Here is an 18316-nt window from a genome sequence, read left to right on the forward strand (position 1 = left end):
AATCACAAACGCATGACCGTGAAAGGTAATTTACTTTTTTTCAACAGGCGTATGATTGTTTTTTTCTACTATTTTAAAAGTTTAAACTAGTTTTATTATTAATCTATGAGAATTGAAAAAAAATCAGACAATTTTTCACTTTAATTGCATTCACTTACATTTTTTTTGCTTTTTAAGCTCCCCTCCCCTGAGGGCAGGACAAAAAAAGAGCCCGTGGAGGACTCTTTTAAATCTAGTGCAAAATTAAGCTTTTAAACCTGCCTCAAGGACATCGAATAAATCATCGGCAATCGAGGTGCCAAATTGCGCATCAATTTCACGTACGCAGGTTGGACTGGTGACATTAATTTCAGTCACGTAATTACCAATCACATCCAGACCAACAAAGACTAAACCTTTTTCACGAAGGAATGGCCCGACTTTGGCTGCAATGGCTTTATCATTTTCGGTCAATGGACGCGCCTCGCCCAAGCCACCTGCCGCCAAGTTTCCACGCACTTCACCATTTTGCGGAATACGCGCCAAACAATACGGTACGGGCTCGCCATTGATCATCAAGATGCGCTTGTCGCCATCCACAATTTCGGGGATATAACGCTGCGCCATAATCGGCTGTGTGCCGTTGTTAGTCAGGATTTCAATGGTTGAACCAATGTTTACGCCATCTTGGTATAAACGGAAAATGCCCATACCACCCATGCCATCTAATGGTTTCACGATCACATCGCCATGTTCTTGTAAAAATTCACGAATCAGACTTTGCTGTGAAGTCACCAAGGTCGGTACTTGAAGTTCAGGGAATTGCGTCGCAAACAATTTTTCATTGCAGTCACGTAGGCTTTGTGGTTTGTTAATAATCCATGCGCCTTCGCGTTCAGCCTGTTCCAAAATATAGGTGGTGTAGACAAAGTTCATGTCAAACGGAGGATCTTTACGCATCAAAACTACGTCATAAGCAGCAATTGATTCTTTTTGTTTTTCGCCGAGTTCAAAATAGTGATTGTAGTCTTCAAAAACTTTTAGCGGTGAAATCAAACCAAAGGCTTTGCCTTGATCGATATATAAATCTTGCTGTAATGCATAGCCTAGCTCATGTCCACGACGTGCTGCTGCCCATAACATCGCCATTGAGGTATCTTTTTTTAGGTTTACATTTTCGATGGGATCCATCACAACAAGTACACGCATTATTCAGTGCTCTGTTCATTATTAATTTATGAATGAGTATAGCCGAGATTTTTCTTTTGTTTATTCTGATTTTGCATGTGTATGTATGGATTCGTGTGATGCATGCAATATTTCAAAACATTTCTATCATCCGCCTTATCTCAATAATGGAAATAAGCTTTAATAACATCATGTGATAGGTCTGTATAAATAAATACCAAAGCATTGCTACCTGTTTAATTAGTTCCAAATATACTTAGCCCTATTTTTGGTTAAAAAATACGTGATTTTTTATTTTTTTTAGATATTGTGTTAATTATTGTAAATAAAAAAAATAGAATTCATTGATGATCAACATTGAGCAGATGGCTATCATTCTTGATGCTTTACCAGACCCTGCATTTGTCATATCGCGTAGTGGAAAATACGTTGCGGTTTTTGGTGGGCGCGATAATCGCTATTACCACGATGGTTCCGGTCTTGTGGGTACCTATATTTCAGATGTGATCAAGCCAGATAAAGCCAACTTGTTTATGCAACTGATCGACCAAGCTCTAGCGTCAGGAAATCTACTCATCGAAGAGTACGAATTGAGCAATAGGGATGTAAAAGGTCTGCCCGATTATGGTCCTGAAGAGCCCATTTGGTTTGAGGTGCGCATCCAAGCCCTTAGTTTTTCAGTAGATGAAGAAGACGTTGTACTTTGGGTCGCAAGTAATATTTCAGCGCGTCACAACCTGGAAATCAAGCTGAAAGAACTCAGCCATACAGATCAGTTAACCGGTCTTTTCAATCGAAGAAAATTAGAGCATGACTTAGCATTACATTATGAGTCATACCTACGGCATTCCATACAGGCCTCGATCTTGATGTTCGATCTTGATAACCTCAAAAAGATCAACGACAGCAAAGGCCATCATGTTGGTGATGAAGCAATCCGAGCAGTCGCAGATATTCTTCGTTTAACGCTGCGTAAGACCGATTGCGCCTGCCGCTTAGGCGGAGATGAGTTTGTGGTCGCCTTGCCCAACACGGGCTGCGAGCAGGCCATCCAGTTTGCCAAACGGATTCATGAACATTCCAGAAAAGAGTTAAGTCGGTTTTCAATAGATAACGCGCATGTCACCGTGAGCATAGGAGTGACAACCATCATGCCTGAAGATTGCACCTATGAAGATACGATTAAGCGCGCTGATCTAGCGCTGTATAAAGCCAAACATGGCGGGAAAAATAGAATTGTCGCAGCCTAAGCGTGCGCCAGAAATAAACCAAATTTCACAGTCTATTTTGCAATTCGATATTCAAGCCGTTGTGATTGCTCAACATGAACTCTTTTCCCTTTTCAGCATCATTTTAATTTAGATAGGTGTTTGATATGCAGCAAGCCATTGTTGATTTTGCCTTGGATGATGAAAATCATTGGTATGCCATTTTAGCTTGTGGTCATACACAGCATGTCCGCCATGATCCTCCATGGCAAAACCGTCCTTGGGTTATCACTGAGCAAGGACGGAAAGAAAAGTTAGGGGTAATGTTGGAATGTAAGAAGTGTGATGAAGAGAGTTTCGTATAAGAGATTTTATGTTAAATATAGTCTCAGGCTAATAATTTAAGCTATCTTAGTAAGTTCAAAAAATTATCAAAACTATCACATACTTCTATCAATTCTAATTTAGGCTGTCCATGTTGATCCTTGATATATTGATCATGGTACATAAGAACTACTTTCGGATTATTAACGTCAGATCTGTAGTCAAATCCGATATAGTCACCACAACCATTTAGTCCAAAGACGACTATCTTATCATGGCCATATATATCCTGATCTTGACAGTTTTCAATATGATCACCTCCTACCCCTTGTCCAAAACAACAAAAGGCTATGCTAGATTCTCCAACTTCATTGTTAGAATCAGAATATTCAAAGCTATTCTCAATAAATTGCACCCCATTGTGGGAAGCAATCAGCTTTTTATAACTTAAAGGAAAATTAATTTTATTATCTTGCTCAAAAATTTCTATGACCTTTACGTCGATTGGTCCGAAGTCATACATAATATTTAAGTTTTGATAAGGCATATGATTGTTTTACCTGCTAGGAATAACGAAATTTCGTATAATCGCCATTATGTTAAATAAGAAAATTAGTAATTTATTTCTTATATTATTTATAGGCAGTATTATTAACCCACAATCCTAGCTTCGTAATAAAGCAAGTATAATCATCCTCAACGTCAAAGCTGTAAGTTTTTAATCGGAATGTCTCTGAGAGAACGTGAACACTTTCACCATTAACACATATTGGACTAGGTACATTATCATCACCTATACATTCGATAGGTCCTTCTAAGCCATATTTGATAAAAGTAAAATATTCAACATTTTCAATATCAAAACCTTTTTTATCCGCATTAAATATATTGCTAGGATGGTAACTTCCAGCCACATTTTCCATACTTGTTTTTCGTAATGGATTCACCATAAAAACAAGACCAATGATTTCTTGATCAGATGTTTCTATAGCTTGACCGTTCTTCAACTCATCCAAGCGCGTCCATCCAATATTCTTAACCCAGAATGTCTGATTAGACCTCAGCATATTACTGACCATTTTTCCTTTGCGAGAAAGTTGCAATAATTTGCTTTTATTTAATTTTGATAAATCTGTATTTGCTTTAATTTGGAAATAGGTTAGCTCCCAAATCTCACTATTCTCACAAGTAGATATTCTTATAACAGGTTTATAGCATAACTCTCCGTCACCATTTTTTGGCTTTGACAGTACTAAATCTCCGACTTTAATGTTCTGAATGGCGATTAAACCTTTGTCTGTATTTATACGTGTTCCAGCAGGAAAACCAGCCCCTGAATTAAGATATGAGTCCATAAGTCTCTCTTATATTTTTAATTTGATGATTAGTGAGCTTTCCTAAAATTAACATAATACACGTTATACGAAATTCTATTTTTATTTATTATAAATCATAGTGTTATAAAATAGAGAAAAACCCAATCATCTCGGGTTGGGCTTTTTTAATGATTTTTCACGTTTCATGAATACCAACCAATCAATTTTTCCACATTTTTGATTAGCTAAATTCAACAATCCTAATCTCAAAACTACACAAAAAAAGGAAGCTTCCGCTTCCTTTTTTATAACCCTAAAATCTAAAAAATCTTAGATCCCATACTTCACACGGTACGCTTCCATTTTCGCTAAAGCTTCAGTTTCACCTTTAGCCTCTAAGAAAGTCATCAAATCTTTCATGGTAATTAAGGCATGAACTGGGATTTCGAGTTCTTTTTGTACTTCTTGAATCGCAGACAAATCACCTTGTCCTTTTTCTTGACGGTCTAGTGCAACCAATACGCCCGCAATTTGCGCGCCAGCATTTTTCAAAATAGTCACCACTTCACGAATCGCTGTACCCGCAGTGATCACATCATCAATAATCCAGACTTTTTTACCTTCAACAGACGCACCAACCAATACACCGCCTTCGCCATGGTCTTTCGCTTCTTTACGGTTAAAGCCCCAAGGTACGCTCACACCATGGTTCTGTGACAGTGCGACAGCCGTTGCTGCTACAAATGGAATACCTTTATAAGCTGGGCCAAAGACCACTTCCACATTATCGCATTCTGTTAATTTAGCTGCATAGCCAGAAGCCAATAATGATAAGGCTTCGCCATCGTTTAGTAGACCTGCATTAAAAAAATAAGGACTCACACGACCCGATTTTAAAGTAAACTCACCAAATTTAAGCACACCACGTGATAATGCGAGTTCGATAAAAGCTTGTGGATTAAATGCCGCTTGCGCTGTCATGAGGTGCTCCATTTTTTTAAGTTTGAGGTTAAACCTGAGCATGATACCAAAGAGTAGCTATCCAAGTGATCAAAAAATTTTACGTGTCGTTTCAATTAATGTGAATGGTCTGCGTTCCGCTGAAAAAAAAGGTATTTTTGACTGGATGGCAACTTCAGATGCCGATGTCATCTGCATGCAAGAAAGCCGCATTACCCATGAACAATGGACCGATAAATTTAAACCCGAAGGTTGGTTTACACACCTTTTCCCTGCAGAACGCCCAGGCTATGCCGGTACTGCGATTTATAGCCGCCTACCCTTTGTATCAGTGAAAGATGGCTTAGGCTTTGAATTAGCCGATAGCCAAGGCCGCTTTATTTCTGCTGAGTTCGATTTAGGACTTGGACAAACTGCACATATTTGCTCGCTCTACCTGCCTTCTGGTTCATCGGGTGAAGAAGCTCAGGCACGTAAAGATTTATTTTTAAACGAATACAAACAAATTTTGAAGCAATGGCGTGCTGAAAATAAGTCAGTGATTGTTTGCGGTGACTACAACATCGTGCATAAACGTATTGATATTAAAAATTGGTCTGGGAACCAAAAGGCTTCAGGCTGCTTACCACATGAACGTGCATGGCTCGATCATATTTATGATGAGCTTGGCTATGTCGACACCTTCCGTGAGGTACGTAAAGAAGCCGAGCTTTACTCTTGGTGGTCTAACCGAGGACAAGCGCGTGCCAAAAATGTGGGTTGGCGTATCGACTACCATGCATGTTCACCAGACTGGAAAGAACGTACAGTCAATGCTTGGATATTTAAAGATGAATGGTTTAGCGACCACGCCCCTGTCATTATTGATTATAAAATTTAAGCTTCCAACAATTAATTGAGTGAACGATTGTTTACTCAATTAGAGCTTATTTCTCACATTACATGACGAATTTGTGGATTTATCTCATAACTTGAACATAGCATTATGGTCGCACGGCAAAGGGACATGTCAGGATGACATAAAAGGATTGGACGCCGAAGGAAGTATAAAAACAAACTAAATGATTTAGCTTGTTTTCAAGGATGTGACAATGGACGTTGGATTGAGACCCGCATGATCAGGATGATTAAATGCGGGTTTTCTCTTATCTAGTCCCCACATCTATAGACTCAAACATCCCCCAAATAAAACAGCTAAAAATTCGATCTGCACAGCATTTTCTTATTCTCGCTTTCTTTCTACTTTTGACTGTGCAACCTTAAGCTGAATTTTCTTGTTATTGCATCGCTTTCATTTCTGAGCATCGTTTTGTTCTGTAGGCTATTCTAAAAGACCAAAATGTCGTTTTGATGACAATACCCAATATTTATTACATGCGACTTTTACAGCAAAACATTTATTTCTCAATCCACATCCAGATCGAGCTTTGAGCATTGATGAATTAGCCTGTAGGATAATGCTGAATTGTATTTTTATCTTATTGTTTGAATAATTGAGGACACCTGTTCATGCTTAAAATTTATGGCATCAAAAACTGTAATACCATGAAAAAAGCTTTCGACTTGCTCAACGAATTAGGCCTAAGCTACGAATTTCATGACTATAAAAAACAAGCGATTGATGCTAAAACCGTAAAAAAATGGCTTAATGCCAAAGGCGCTGATGTGATTCTCAACAAAAAAGGCACAACATGGAAAAAACTCAGTGAAGAAGAGCAACAGACAGCGTTAGCCAGTGAAGAAAATTTGATTCAATGTTTAATAGCGCATAGCAGCATGATTAAACGTCCTGTACTCGATACAGGTAGCGATTTATTGATTGGCTTTGATGAAAGCGCTTACCGTGCATTGAAATAAATTTTTTTATCACACTCATGCACGGCTCTAGTTCAATTGTGGCTGAAAATAGGCTATAAAAAAGCCTGACATTGTCAGGCTTTTTTTGTTTGAATCATGTCAAATTAGTTGGCACGAATCCATGTTTGATTACGACCTAAAGCAGCAACGCCAATAAAGCCGCGAAGCTCTAGTTTTTTGCCACCATCAGCCAATTGACCTTTTAACTTGTAAGTTTTACCTGATTGAGGATCCAAAATTGAACCGTCTTCATAGCTTGTACCACCTACATTTTTAAGACCTGTCACAATACGTAAGCCTTTTAATGATTTGTTGTGATATGGGCCTTCACATTTTTTACAAGCGTTTTCTTCACCTGGTGTCAAAACTGACTGAATGCTCGCAGAAAGCGTACCATTTTTTTGTTCAGTGAATTTTACAATCGCTTTTGGCTGCTTGGTTTTATCATCAATGGTTTTCCAAGTTGTACCATTTAGCGGATCTGCAGCATTTGCAAATGCGGCTAAACTCATCAATCCTAATGCTAGTGCAATTTTTTTCATTTTTGTTTATTTCCCTGGTCTGATATAGACGACATTAGTATCCAAAAGTCACAACAATTTATCAATTTTTGTATGTGACCGTTTAGTGTAACCTTGTAATTTGTGTTGGTAAATATGCTCACACGATTCCAAAAATAGAAAAAGATGGAAAGACAATGAAGATATCGCCACTGACGAAACAACTGATTACAGAAAGCATTTTAAAAACCACAATTCGTGGGCCGAGCCAATTCAATTTACCGCCCAATACTTTAAGGTTTGCTTTGGAACAAATGTGTCGTGCATTTCCCCAAAACCCCGATGTACAAATTCGTCCTATTCGCTTAGCCGGCTTAAAAGCCGAAGAAATCAAACCACAACAGGCATCGACCCAACTCATTTTTCATATTCATGGGGGCGCATTTTTCTTGGGTTCGATGAACACGCATCGGGCGTTTCTGACTCAAGTTGCGGCACGCACGCAAATGCAAGTGTTACATTTGGATTATCCTTTATCCCCAGAAGCACAGTTCCCTGAAGCACTCGATGCCCTTTTTGATGTGTATGCGGTGTTATTAGATCAAGGGGTTCAAGCCAAAGACATTATTTTGTCAGGCGACTCTTGTGGTGCAAACTTGGCACTTGCCTTAGCCCTTAAAATTCAACAGGACCAACTTCCACAAGTCAGTGGTTTGGTGTTGATGTCACCGTTTTTAGACCTGACCCTGAGCAGTGAGTCTTTGCGTTATAACCGTAAGCATGATGCGCTGTTAAGCATAGAAGCCCTTGAAACAGGCATTGATTATTATGTACCCCGCTCGGTCGATCGAGCTGATCCATTGGTCTCGCCTTTTTTTGCAGAGCTCAAAGGACTACCTCCGATTCATATTCAAGTGGGTTCTAAAGAAATTTTATTGGATGATGCGCAGCGTTTTAAAGTCAAAGCAGAAGAAGCCGGCCTAGATGTCGAATTCAAGTTATACACTGGCATGTGGCATAACTTCCAAATGTTTAGCCCATGGTTTGAAGAAGGACAGCGTGCGCTGAGTGATTTAGCCGATTTTGCACACCGACTAGATCAGGACTAATCCCTGAAAACTAATTCCCTAAGAACAGATCAAAGTCACCATAAAAAAAGGTCAGCAGATGCTGACCTAAGAGGGAAATGTCAATCTATTAAATGGCTTGAATTTGAGTCTGAGCTGTCGCCATTGCCTGTGCTTTCATATCTGGTCCCATATTGACACCTTCGGCACGAATCACATCAATATCGCTGACACCTGTGAAATTAAACACGGCTTTTAATAAACCTTCTTGATAATCTACAGGGCTGTTATCGCCATACACACCGCCACGACTGCTGGCAATATAGACTTTTTTGTCACCTGCCAAACCCACTGGACCTTGTTCTGTATATTTAAAGGTACGACCTGCAACACTGATACGGTCAATCCATGCTTTCAAAGTTGATGGCAAACCGAAGTTATACATAGCAGCACCAACCACAACCACATCGGCATCTAAATACTGTTGTAACAACTGCTCGCCTAAAGCCGATTGTTCTGCATTTTGACCCATCAAAATTTCACTGCTGAGATGTGGAATCTGATGTACTGCTAAATCGAGATATTGAACCTGTGCCGCATCACCATGTTTTTGCTGTAGCTGTTGTACAATTTCAGCGCTGAGTTGACGTGAAACTGAAGCGTCGCCCATGATGCTTGAATCAATATGCAAAATTTTCATGACTAAAACCTAAAGCTGTTGTTATTAACTTGAGCCTAGTGTAATCACTTTTCATAAATAGAATAATCCCGATCCTTATGACAGTATGTTTTATTTTTAGAACAATTTTTTTGAACTCGTAAAAAATTTAAAATTACTGAGCGGTTCTTGACCGTTATCAAGTGTAAATTTTCATGCTAATGTAAGCCTATAAAATGATATCTATATAAACTTTAAGAAAAAAACTGATAACTCGAACAGGGCAATGACACAGGATGACGGTGAAATCAAGCATACGTGACATGATCCTTCGCAATAGAATCGCCCAGTATTTACTGGAAGATGAAGTGGTCATGAATTGGAGTATCCTGAAAAAGTGTATGCTCATGCTGATGCTTGGCTCAGCCATTCATCTGCTTTGGATCATTTGGAAATTATATATTTCACTCACGCCAGAACTTTGGCAGTGGGTTAACCTTGAACTCATCCACTCTCAATTGTGGACCAACATCGTCTTTTTTAGCTTAATGGTGCTATTGATTTGGCCTTGCTATGCTGGAAAAGAAAACCCAAAAATTCAGCTTGTTTTACCTTATCTTTCGGTCGGCTTATTCGTCATTTCTTTATGTCGTGATGGTTATTTAATTGGTGTCATGAGCCCAGCCACCATGATCTCCTATGTGAGCCTAGTGACCGTTGGATTAGTGCTATTTACACGAAAAATCGTCTATAGCATGCTGATTCCAGCCACGATTTTTTTATCTATTTGCATGTATTTGAGTATTCGCGGCATTATTCCCTATGCCCCGATTTTTCAACCTCATGCCTATGGCTATCAAAATAGTTTTTGGCTCTTCTCAATGATCTTTTTCATTGTTCCTATTTTATTAACCTGTCTGGCTTTATTTGAAATCTTACTGAGCCAATGGCGTCACCGTGAGCATTTGATTCAAAAACTCAGTCAAGTCGACCCACTGACCAATTTATTTAATCGACGCAGTATCAATCAGTGTTTGGAACAGCTCGATAGTGCTAAAACAGATACATATGCACTGGTCTTGTTGGACTTAGACCATTTTAAACGCATCAATGATGAATATGGACACGATAAAGGCGATGAAACCTTGATTCTCGTCAGCCAAGTATTAAACCAACATTTACGCGGTAGTGATGTGGTTGGGCGTTTTGGCGGGGAAGAGTTTATTTTGGTGTTAAAAAATTCTAACTTGGAACAAGCAATATTCATTGCAGAGCGCTGTCGAAAAGCCATTGAGCAGCTTGAAATTTGGGGACATGACGGTCAGTCAATTCATGTGACAGCCAGTTTTGGCATTGCGATTTCTACGCCAGAATTGGTACCGCAACAATTGCTGACCCATGCAGATCAGGCGCTATATGCAGCTAAAGCTGGCGGCCGTAACATGGTCATGGCTTACACCGAACAACAAAGCTTTAGCCATTTGGTTTAAAACTTTTCTACAAGTCAGACGTGGCATTAAGCTTTTAACGAAGATACTGTTCCATACGGCGGACTGGCTGTTCCAGTTGAGCAGCCGTGATCCATGCCACCACAGAAGGATGCTGCAAAATCTTTTGCATATAACGCTGTGTGTTGTCACTAACAGGTAGCTGGAAGGTCTGTAAACGTGTCACCACGGGTGCAAAAAATGCATCGGCAATACTAAATTCACCGCATAGAAAGCCATCCACCGCAGGACGACTCGACCAAATCTGCTCGATTCGAGTCACTTCAGCACGCAATTCAGCATGTTCAGACCATAATCTCTGACCATGACGACCATAATCCGCCTGCAGATTCATACTACATAAGCTACGCAATTGCATAAAACTACTGTGCATTTCCGCGCAAATACTACGTGCCCATGCGCGTTGCGCGGGATCTTTAGGCCACAGTGGAAGATCTTGAAACTGCTCTGCCAAATATTCACAAATTGCCAATGAGTCCCAAATCATCACACCGTCATGTTGCAGTAGGGGCACTTTACCATTGGCATGTAGGGCTAACATTTGCTGCTTGAATGCTCCGCCATCTGCTTCTTCAGAAAAAGGAATCAAGATCTCTTGAAAGGGTAAATTAAACGCGTGTAACACCAACCACGGTCGCATAGACCACGTCGAATAGTTTTTATTGGCAATATATAATTGCATCATTTTTATTCTCCACGCGATTTAAATTTTTCCAATTGCGCTAGCAATTCTTTCTCGCTAAAAGCACCCGTCAAACGCAGTCCACGTATCTCTTGATGCGCTGTATCTAAAAATAAATAGGTCGGTGGCCCTAAAATATCCCATTGATTGAGCAGTACTTGATGGGTTGCATCATACTGACTCAAATCTAACTTAATTAAGTAATACGGTGCCAAAGCCTGTTGTACCGCAGCCGATTTTAAAACTTTATGTTCAATCGGCTGGCAGGCCACACACCAATCGGCATAGACATCAATAATCGCGGATTGACCTTGAGGAATTTCACTTAACAAACGTTGAAACTCTTCCGCTGTATGCGCCACATGCCAAGCACTTTGTTGTTGACTTTCTTCGACTAAAAAACGTTGGCTGTGTTGATATTGACTGTACACAATATAAGGTACAGCTGCACAGAACACCAAGATATATAACCATTTGAGCTGAGTACTGCGCCATAAAATGCGCCAAAGCACATAAGCGCTAAACACCAGCCCCAGAGCAAGGGATAACCACTGTAACCAAGCTTCATTGATCAATGGTCGAATAAAATACAAAGCCAATGCCAACATGATGAAAGCAAAAAGCACCTTGATTTGATTCATCCACAATCCCGCTTTAGGCAATACCCGTGAGCCAAGGACACTGGCCAACAATAGTGGGGTCCCCATGCCAAAGCCGAGGGTGAATAACAATAATGCACCTTGCCACTGACTTTGGGTTTGGGAAATGAATAATAATGCACCTGCCAACGGTGCTGTCATACAAGGACCGACCAGCAATGCTGAAATCATCCCCATGACTCCAGTGCCAACGAGACTACCGCCCTTTTGCATCGACTGCGCTTGGTCTAAGCGATTGACCCAACTGCGTGGCAATTTCAGTTCAAATAAACCAAATAAATTCAGGGCAAAAACTACAAAGAGCACGCTAAAGGCAATTAAAGTCGAGGGTTGTTGCAACCAACGCTGGAAATTCAAACCTGCAGACGATGCCACCAAGCCGAGAATGGCATACACCATCGCCATACTGGTGACAAAAGTCAGTGCAATCATCCATGCTTTTAAACCTCGGCTGTCGCGGACAATCAGTGAGGTTAAAATCGGCAGCATTGGCAATGAACATGGGGTAAAAGCCAGCAAAAAACCCAGTCCAAAAAACAGTAAAAGTCCATAAAATATAGAGCTTTGTGCTAATTTTTCAGACCACATTTGGTCACTTGCGGTATAGCGTTCAGAAGCCAATGCAGCATTCTCTGCCCGCTGCTGATCTAAACGATTCGCCATAGGCTGTTCGGCAGTATTTTCTGCTGCAAAGTCGAGTAAGCGTTTATTTGGACTGGCAAGATTTTGCTGTGTGACCAAGCCAGAAGCATCCGTTTCAAAGCTGATGCTCTGTGGTGGATAACACACCCGATCCTTGGCACAGCCTTGCCAACTGACTTGATAGGTCTGCAGTTTTTGAGTCGGAATTTTAAAACTCAACTGTTGGTAATACACCTGCGTATGACCATAGTTATCGTCTTTTAAATTCTCAGCAGCAGGCAAATCCAAAGCTAAAACTTGATTGCCCTGCTTCACCTCTATTTTGTGCTGATACAGATAATAATGCGCTGGAATATCCCAACTCAGCTCCGCCTGATCTGCACGCTCAGAGACGACCGAGAAAGGAAAAGCATCTTCAGCTGAAAGTAATGCATCCTGAGCAGAGACGCCCATACTGAACGACAGCACAGCCGCTGCCGCAACATAAGTCCATTGTTTCATTCAGCTGAATTCATCCTCAGTCTGTATTTATACGTTTTAAAATTTAGGATTCTTTTAGAACAGGTAAGATACACCTAAACCTGACTGATAATTTTTATGACCGCCAGTGAGTTCTAGACCAACGCTCGCATCCAACTGCATACGATCTGAAACGGCATACGTCAAACCTGATGCTAATGACACTTCCTGATCGGTACTCTCTGCTTTGCGATAAACCAGCTCAGAAAAACCCGATAAATTACCCGCTATTTGATATTCCAATCCAGGAATAGCACTCACAGCCCAATCACCATCTTGAACTTCATAACGCATGGTCATTGAAGTCCCAATTGTATCGCTATAATCATAAGCCACAGCGGAAGTCAGACTATAAATGTCATCTTCAGCACTAAAGCCTTCATTGCCTGTTGCAATAATGGCTTCTGCAAGAATGGCCATCGACAATTTCTCATCATTCAAATCAATGGCTTTTTTCAGGCCAATGCTGACATCACCCAAACCATCTTCTTCAACTGAGCGACCCGCAACTTTGGTTTTAGACCATGCAGGACCTTGCCAACCCAATTGCAATTCCAAATCTTTTGCCAAACCAGTACGGAATAACATGTCTGCATTTAAAGTGGTGTTTTTTACTTTTTCACCATTGTCATCACGACTTTCACTATAGCTCGCTGCTGGCAAACTTTGTTCCCATGCCAAACGACCTACAGGGGTAATGCCTGTGCCCATACCCGCGCCCGGACGGTCAAATGAAAAATCCGCCGCAAATGCAGACAGGCTCAAACTGGATAATGTTGCAATGCTTAAAACTTTAAATACAGTCATGTTTTTACTCACAATTATGCTAATTCTTTGCTCATTTTTGCGCCATGGCTACGCAAAAGCTCCAAGGTTTGTTTTTCTTCTTCCAATGCTTCCGACCAATTTACCGCGTCAAAATCACAGTCAAAAAATAATTCGCTAATCGACGACAAAATGGTTAAACCATCGCTATCAATCATATTTGGATTCACTTTTTCATCCAATAAGCGCTGTACCGCAGGGACACATGCTGCACTCGCGGCGTCCCATAATGGACCATAAATTTCTTCAGCATCCCATAAATGCACATTGGCTTTGGCTTGAATCAGCGCTTCCAAGATTTGCATATGTACGTCTAAATGTTGTGTTTTCTGTTCAGCTGTTAAGGGTTCACCTGCTTCATACGCTTCGCAAACCATTTCCCACCATTTAAACAAACCATCAGACCATACAGAAACGGCTGGTCCTTTTTCAAAATCGATAAAATTTGGATTTAGACCATCTGCCAACAGGCGTTGCACCTGTGCAAGATCTTGTTCTTCTAACGCTTGCACAAAAAGCTGTTGTTGCGCTGTTAACATCGGGAAAGCTCACTTCAATCTATTTTGATCTATTATGCCGAATAAAGCTGCGTTTGTTTGAATTTCATGTAAAACAAAATACAAAACACACAAAAAAAGCCCCGCAGGGCTTTTTTAAATTTTGAGACTTATTCGTCGTCTACGCTGTCATCTGCTTCAGCAAAAGCAGGTTGTGTACTGCGTGGGTTCTCTTTCTTTTCGAACACATGTTCAAGACTACGTTTAAGTCGATCAATTGCACCGTGAATAGCTGTATCTACATTATGACCACGATGGTTGACCACCACAGGCTTCAAACCAGCAGGACGCGCTTCAATCATACATTTAATGTCGTCGCTACCGCCCTTGTCCCCATTTTCATCACTTAAATGCACCGAAAAGTGAGTAATGCGTTCACTATGGCGCTGAAATTCTTCATTAAGTTCTGCACGAACGTATGTAATTAATCGATCACTGTTTATAATGTTTTTATCTGTACGGATTTCTATGTTCATAATATCATCCTCATATCTATCTGTAATATCTATAAATATTTGTGCAAAACTTATTATCTTGGCACGTTACATTTGCTGTAAATGTTACAGCAATGACCATCTTCAACTTTGTATGGAACGTCGTCCTCCACATTGAATGATGAACACTTTAGAGTCTGCAGATCCGTGTCCTTATACTTCGAATATCGGTCTTAAGTTAGAATTTTGCAAGTGCTATTTTGATATTTTTTTAATATCCATACAAAAAGTAAGACTTTATTGTAGATTTGCATTGTTTTAATTGATTTGGGTCATATTTTTGTGCATTTCCTCGACGCCCACCTTCTATTTGTACAATTCCATTCCAACTCAAAATCTCGCTTTTACCGTCATTGATCATTCACGGCATATTTCCCCTTCAAATTACAAAACAATTTTGCCGTTGAGTAAAATTTGGCTTTATTTTTGCTTAATAATCTGTATGCTTTCAGTGCTTCTCGGGGGGAGATATTTTTTTAATGAAACTTACACAAATCGTTGCATCATGTGCATTAGCATCTGCTGCTGCTTTCACTCAAGCTTCACCTATCGTATGGCAAGATTTCAGCTTAACTGGCTTATATGGTGAAAACTATGAAGTTGGTACTGAAGACCGTACAACGATCACAGCCGAATATGCAGCTAAACTGAAATATTCAGATGTATTCTTCTTCGTTGACCAACAATTGGATGGTAACGATGATCAATCAACTTATGCAGAATTAGCGCCACGTTTAAGCTTAGGTGAAGTTTCTGGTAAAGACCTTTCTATGGGTCCAATCAAAGACGTTCTTATTGCAACGACTTGGGAACATAATGCCGGTTACGATCACCACAACTCTGAATTTAACAACTTCTTGTACGGTGTAGGTTTCTCTCTCGATATTCCATATACACAATATGCGAATGTGAACTTCTATAAAGCGGCTAACGACAAAACTAAAGATGATTATCAAATGACAATCACTTATGCAGTGCCGTTCAAATTAGGTTCAGAAGAGTTTTTAGCAGATGCCTTCCTAGACTGGTCTACTGCTGAGGCAGACCATGCAAGTGAATTAAACTGGACATCTCAGTACAAATGGAATGTGGGTAAACACATTTCACCAAAAACTAAATTATATGTTGGTATCGAACATTCAGTTTGGAACAACAAATTTGGTATTAAAGGCGTAGACCAAAACGATGTCAGTGCTTTGGTGAAATACCACTTCTAAGTTCGACTCAGAACGCGATGAAGAAAAAAGCAAGGTTCTTTACCTTGCTTTTTTTATGCCTAAGTTTTTAAATTGACTTTATTTTTATCAGAAATTTGCGCATGTCTTTTCTCATTCGACCTGCAATTCCACAAGACTTAGCGGCCATGCTCGCAATCTATAATCATGAAGTTCTCAACGGCTTTGCTACATGGAATGATCAAGCTTATACCCTTGACTCTTTTCAACAGAAATTGCTGGAATTCCAAAAGCAAAATTTTCCATTTGTGGTGATTGAAGATCAGGATCAACAGCAAATCGCCGGTTATGCTGACTATGGTTCTTTCCGTCATTTTGCTGGCTATCGACATACTGTTGAGCATTCTGTCTATATTGACCCAAACTATGCTCGACTGGGTCTCGGTCAGCAATTATTAGAGCACCTAATTCAGCATGCTAAAAGCCAAAATATGCATGTCATGATCGCTGGCATAGATCACGGCAATAGCGCCTCGATTGCCCTGCACAAAAAATTAGGCTTTAAGCAAACAGGTTATATGCCTGAAGTGGGACAAAAGTTTGGTGAATGGCGTGATCTGGTCCTGATGCAACTTCAGTTATAGCCCGTGTTGAGCTGTGTTTATGGTAATTTATCCAAACGAATACCATCTTGTATCACACTCAGCACCGATAGGTTATTATGCACCGCATCACGATAAAGATCTTGTAACTGTAAAAAAAGCAGTTTTAATTCGGCCAATTTAAGCTCTTGCTCAGGTGCGGTTTCAGCAATCGTGACCAAATAACGTTTTTTGATTTCATCCACGCTTAACTGCTGTAATGCCTGATGGATTTCTGCAACGCGAACTACAGTATTGTAATGCACTGCAAGGCTCAGTCCCGGGCGTCGCTCTGACAATGGATGTTCTGCCTGAATGGCATAACTCAGTGCCGCAGCTGAATCACTGTTCAGGCTTAATAATGGATTCAACTCTTGCCACGCTTCCCCTAAAAAAAAGGAGTGTTGTACAAAAGGTGAATCCAAGACATCTTGAGGGGTTTCTGCTTCTAAAATCAGTGTTTCCAAATCATTCGGTGGGATCAAATATAATATCGCGTCCATATTCTTATCTTCTTGTTATGTCGTACATTTAGATTAATGTAATCCACACAAAAATAAAGCAGATATTTTGTATATTCGGCCGCATTTGATCGAATACTGATGGATTCCAATTCGCCTTTTACCCAAGTTTCAGTACTGCGCTTAGCATCATTTAAGCACTAGATGCTGAAGCTTCAAATGACAATGCTGAGAACAACTTAAGCTTATGGCTTAAAACAAATTTTTTTTGAAGCCCCTCGTTTTTTTGATGCCACTGCCATGACCAGCAACGATTTTTTGATCTTAGTAAATTGAATTAAAAGAGTAACGAGCTTGATTCATACAAGCCCGCCACACATCGTAGTCAACTAAATGTTAAATCGCCACCAGTTCCCGAATGCCTTTTTCAGGCATTTCACTACCGACACCTTGTGCAATCACTTGCCCCCGCGCCATCACGGTATATTCATCTGCCAGTTCTTCTGCAAAATCGTAAAACTGCTCAACCAAAACAATCGCCATTTCTCCGCCATCAGCTAACTGACGAATCACACGACCAATGTCTTTAATAATCGAGGGCTGAATACCTTCAGTCGGTTCATCTAAAATCAATACCCGTGGTTCGGAAGCGAGCGCACGGGCAATCGCCAATTGTTGCTGCTGACCACCAGATAAATCTCCACCTCGACGATGTTTCATTTCATCCAATACGGGGAAAATTTCGTAGAGATGTTCTGGCACTTTTCGGGTCTTAGCGCCCTTAAATTTTGCCATCCCAATCAAAATATTTTCTTCAACGGTCAAGGTCGAGAAAATATCCCGTCCTTGCGGTACATAAGCCAAGCCTTCACGTACACGTTGCTCTGGACTCAGTTTAGAAATGTCTTTGCCATCCAGTAAGATCTGCCCTGACTTGATTGGTAAAATACCCATTAAACATTTTAAGAGGGTGGTTTTACCCACACCATTTCGCCCGAGCACCACCGAACATGCGCCCACAGGAGCGGCAAATGTCACATCTCTTAAAATATGACTGCCACCATAGAACTGATTGACGTCTTTGACTTCTAACATG

21 protein-coding genes are annotated in these 18316 nt (G+C 40.4%); 8 read left to right on the forward strand and 13 right to left on the reverse strand.

The window, feature by feature from the left end:
- Positions 1-243 precede the first annotated feature (243 nt).
- A complete protein-coding gene (gshB, locus tag FTU29_RS06875) occupies positions 244-1188 on the reverse strand; it encodes a glutathione synthase (protein WP_180121066.1) in 945 nt (314 codons plus the stop codon).
- 326 nt (positions 1189-1514) lie between these two features.
- Here gshB and FTU29_RS06880 point away from each other — a divergent pair, with 326 nt between their 5' ends.
- On the forward strand, positions 1515-2417 hold the full coding sequence (locus FTU29_RS06880; RefSeq protein ID WP_180121068.1) for a sensor domain-containing diguanylate cyclase: 903 nt from the start codon (positions 1515-1517) through the stop codon (positions 2415-2417).
- Positions 2418-2542: 125 nt separating this feature from the next.
- Positions 2543-2740: a DUF3565 domain-containing protein gene (locus FTU29_RS06885; RefSeq protein WP_180024624.1), complete on the forward strand. Its 198-nt coding sequence runs from the start codon at positions 2543-2545 to the stop codon at positions 2738-2740.
- 41 nt (positions 2741-2781) lie between these two features.
- Here the strand turns inward: FTU29_RS06885 and FTU29_RS06890 are convergent, their stop codons facing one another.
- From FTU29_RS06890 to pyrE, 3 genes are all read right to left on the reverse strand, one after another.
- Positions 2782-3246 carry an SMI1/KNR4 family protein gene (locus FTU29_RS06890; protein WP_076753373.1) on the reverse strand — a complete coding sequence of 155 codons (465 nt, stop codon included), beginning with the start codon at positions 3244-3246 and terminating at the stop codon, positions 2782-2784.
- Between the two features lie 85 nt (positions 3247-3331).
- A complete protein-coding gene (locus FTU29_RS06895) occupies positions 3332-4054 on the reverse strand; it encodes a hypothetical protein (RefSeq protein ID WP_078194509.1) in 723 nt (240 codons plus the stop codon).
- 291 nt (positions 4055-4345) lie between these two features.
- A complete protein-coding gene (gene pyrE, locus FTU29_RS06900) occupies positions 4346-4996 on the reverse strand; it encodes an orotate phosphoribosyltransferase (RefSeq protein WP_078190583.1) in 651 nt (216 codons plus the stop codon).
- A 40-nt stretch (positions 4997-5036) separates the two neighbouring features.
- On the opposite strand from pyrE, the gene FTU29_RS06905 reads away from it, so the two are divergent.
- Together FTU29_RS06905 and FTU29_RS06910 are read left to right on the forward strand one after the other, a co-directional pair.
- On the forward strand, positions 5037-5855 hold the full coding sequence (locus FTU29_RS06905) for an exodeoxyribonuclease III (RefSeq protein ID WP_180121070.1): 819 nt from the start codon (positions 5037-5039) through the stop codon (positions 5853-5855).
- Between the two features lie 629 nt (positions 5856-6484).
- Positions 6485-6832 (forward strand): Spx/MgsR family RNA polymerase-binding regulatory protein, encoded by a 348-nt coding sequence (locus FTU29_RS06910; RefSeq protein ID WP_180121072.1) that lies wholly within the window; start codon positions 6485-6487, stop codon positions 6830-6832.
- A gap of 104 nt (positions 6833-6936) precedes the next feature.
- On the opposite strand, the gene FTU29_RS06915 is transcribed toward FTU29_RS06910, so the two are convergent.
- Positions 6937-7374, reverse strand: coding sequence for a DUF2147 domain-containing protein (locus FTU29_RS06915; protein ID WP_078193227.1), 438 nt, complete (start codon positions 7372-7374; stop codon positions 6937-6939).
- Between the two features lie 155 nt (positions 7375-7529).
- Between FTU29_RS06915 and FTU29_RS06920 the strand changes: the two genes are divergently transcribed.
- Positions 7530-8441, forward strand: a complete 912-nt coding sequence (locus FTU29_RS06920; RefSeq protein WP_078193228.1) for an alpha/beta hydrolase — start codon at positions 7530-7532, stop codon at positions 8439-8441.
- A gap of 88 nt (positions 8442-8529) precedes the next feature.
- Here the strand turns inward: FTU29_RS06920 and FTU29_RS06925 are convergent, their stop codons facing one another.
- On the reverse strand, positions 8530-9099 hold the full coding sequence (locus FTU29_RS06925; RefSeq protein WP_180121074.1) for an FMN-dependent NADH-azoreductase: 570 nt from the start codon (positions 9097-9099) through the stop codon (positions 8530-8532).
- Between the two features lie 281 nt (positions 9100-9380).
- Here FTU29_RS06925 and FTU29_RS06930 point away from each other — a divergent pair, with 281 nt between their 5' ends.
- Positions 9381-10547: a GGDEF domain-containing protein gene (locus FTU29_RS06930; protein ID WP_257226904.1), complete on the forward strand. Its 1167-nt coding sequence runs from the start codon at positions 9381-9383 to the stop codon at positions 10545-10547.
- A gap of 34 nt (positions 10548-10581) precedes the next feature.
- Here FTU29_RS06930 and FTU29_RS06935 read toward each other — a convergent pair whose 3' ends face one another.
- The 5 genes from FTU29_RS06935 to FTU29_RS06955 all read right to left on the reverse strand — a co-directional run bounded on the left by FTU29_RS06935 (position 10582) and on the right by FTU29_RS06955 (position 14925).
- Complete coding sequence (locus FTU29_RS06935) at positions 10582-11250, reverse strand: glutathione S-transferase family protein (protein WP_180121078.1); 669 nt, start codon at positions 11248-11250, stop codon at positions 10582-10584.
- Positions 11251-11252: 2 nt separating this feature from the next.
- A complete protein-coding gene (gene dsbD, locus FTU29_RS06940; protein ID WP_180121080.1) occupies positions 11253-13049 on the reverse strand; it encodes a protein-disulfide reductase DsbD in 1797 nt (598 codons plus the stop codon).
- 54 nt (positions 13050-13103) lie between these two features.
- Positions 13104-13874, reverse strand: coding sequence for a transporter (locus FTU29_RS06945; RefSeq protein ID WP_180054175.1), 771 nt, complete (start codon positions 13872-13874; stop codon positions 13104-13106).
- 14 nt (positions 13875-13888) lie between these two features.
- Positions 13889-14431, reverse strand: a complete 543-nt coding sequence (locus FTU29_RS06950) for an ankyrin repeat domain-containing protein (protein ID WP_180121082.1) — start codon at positions 14429-14431, stop codon at positions 13889-13891.
- A gap of 128 nt (positions 14432-14559) precedes the next feature.
- Positions 14560-14925, reverse strand: a complete 366-nt coding sequence (locus tag FTU29_RS06955; protein ID WP_078190593.1) for an HPF/RaiA family ribosome-associated protein — start codon at positions 14923-14925, stop codon at positions 14560-14562.
- A gap of 497 nt (positions 14926-15422) precedes the next feature.
- On the opposite strand from FTU29_RS06955, the gene FTU29_RS06960 reads away from it, so the two are divergent.
- The gene (locus FTU29_RS06960) at positions 15423-16160 is read left to right on the forward strand and encodes an outer membrane protein OmpK (RefSeq protein ID WP_078190594.1); all 738 of its coding nucleotides are present in this window, start codon (positions 15423-15425) and stop codon (positions 16158-16160) included.
- Positions 16161-16261: 101 nt separating this feature from the next.
- Complete coding sequence (locus tag FTU29_RS06965) at positions 16262-16762, forward strand: GNAT family N-acetyltransferase (RefSeq protein WP_180121084.1); 501 nt, start codon at positions 16262-16264, stop codon at positions 16760-16762.
- Between the two features lie 17 nt (positions 16763-16779).
- Here FTU29_RS06965 and FTU29_RS06970 read toward each other — a convergent pair whose 3' ends face one another.
- Together FTU29_RS06970 and urtE are read right to left on the reverse strand one after the other, a co-directional pair.
- Positions 16780-17262, reverse strand: a complete 483-nt coding sequence (locus FTU29_RS06970; protein WP_180121085.1) for a DUF1877 family protein — start codon at positions 17260-17262, stop codon at positions 16780-16782.
- A gap of 354 nt (positions 17263-17616) precedes the next feature.
- Positions 17617-18315 carry an urea ABC transporter ATP-binding subunit UrtE gene (urtE, locus tag FTU29_RS06975; RefSeq protein WP_068532840.1) on the reverse strand — a complete coding sequence of 233 codons (699 nt, stop codon included), beginning with the start codon at positions 18313-18315 and terminating at the stop codon, positions 17617-17619.
- Position 18316 lies beyond the last annotated feature (1 nt).

Source organism: Acinetobacter sp. YH12086, assembly GCF_013419345.1.
GTDB classification, from domain to species: Bacteria; Pseudomonadota; Gammaproteobacteria; order Pseudomonadales; family Moraxellaceae; genus Acinetobacter; species Acinetobacter amyesii.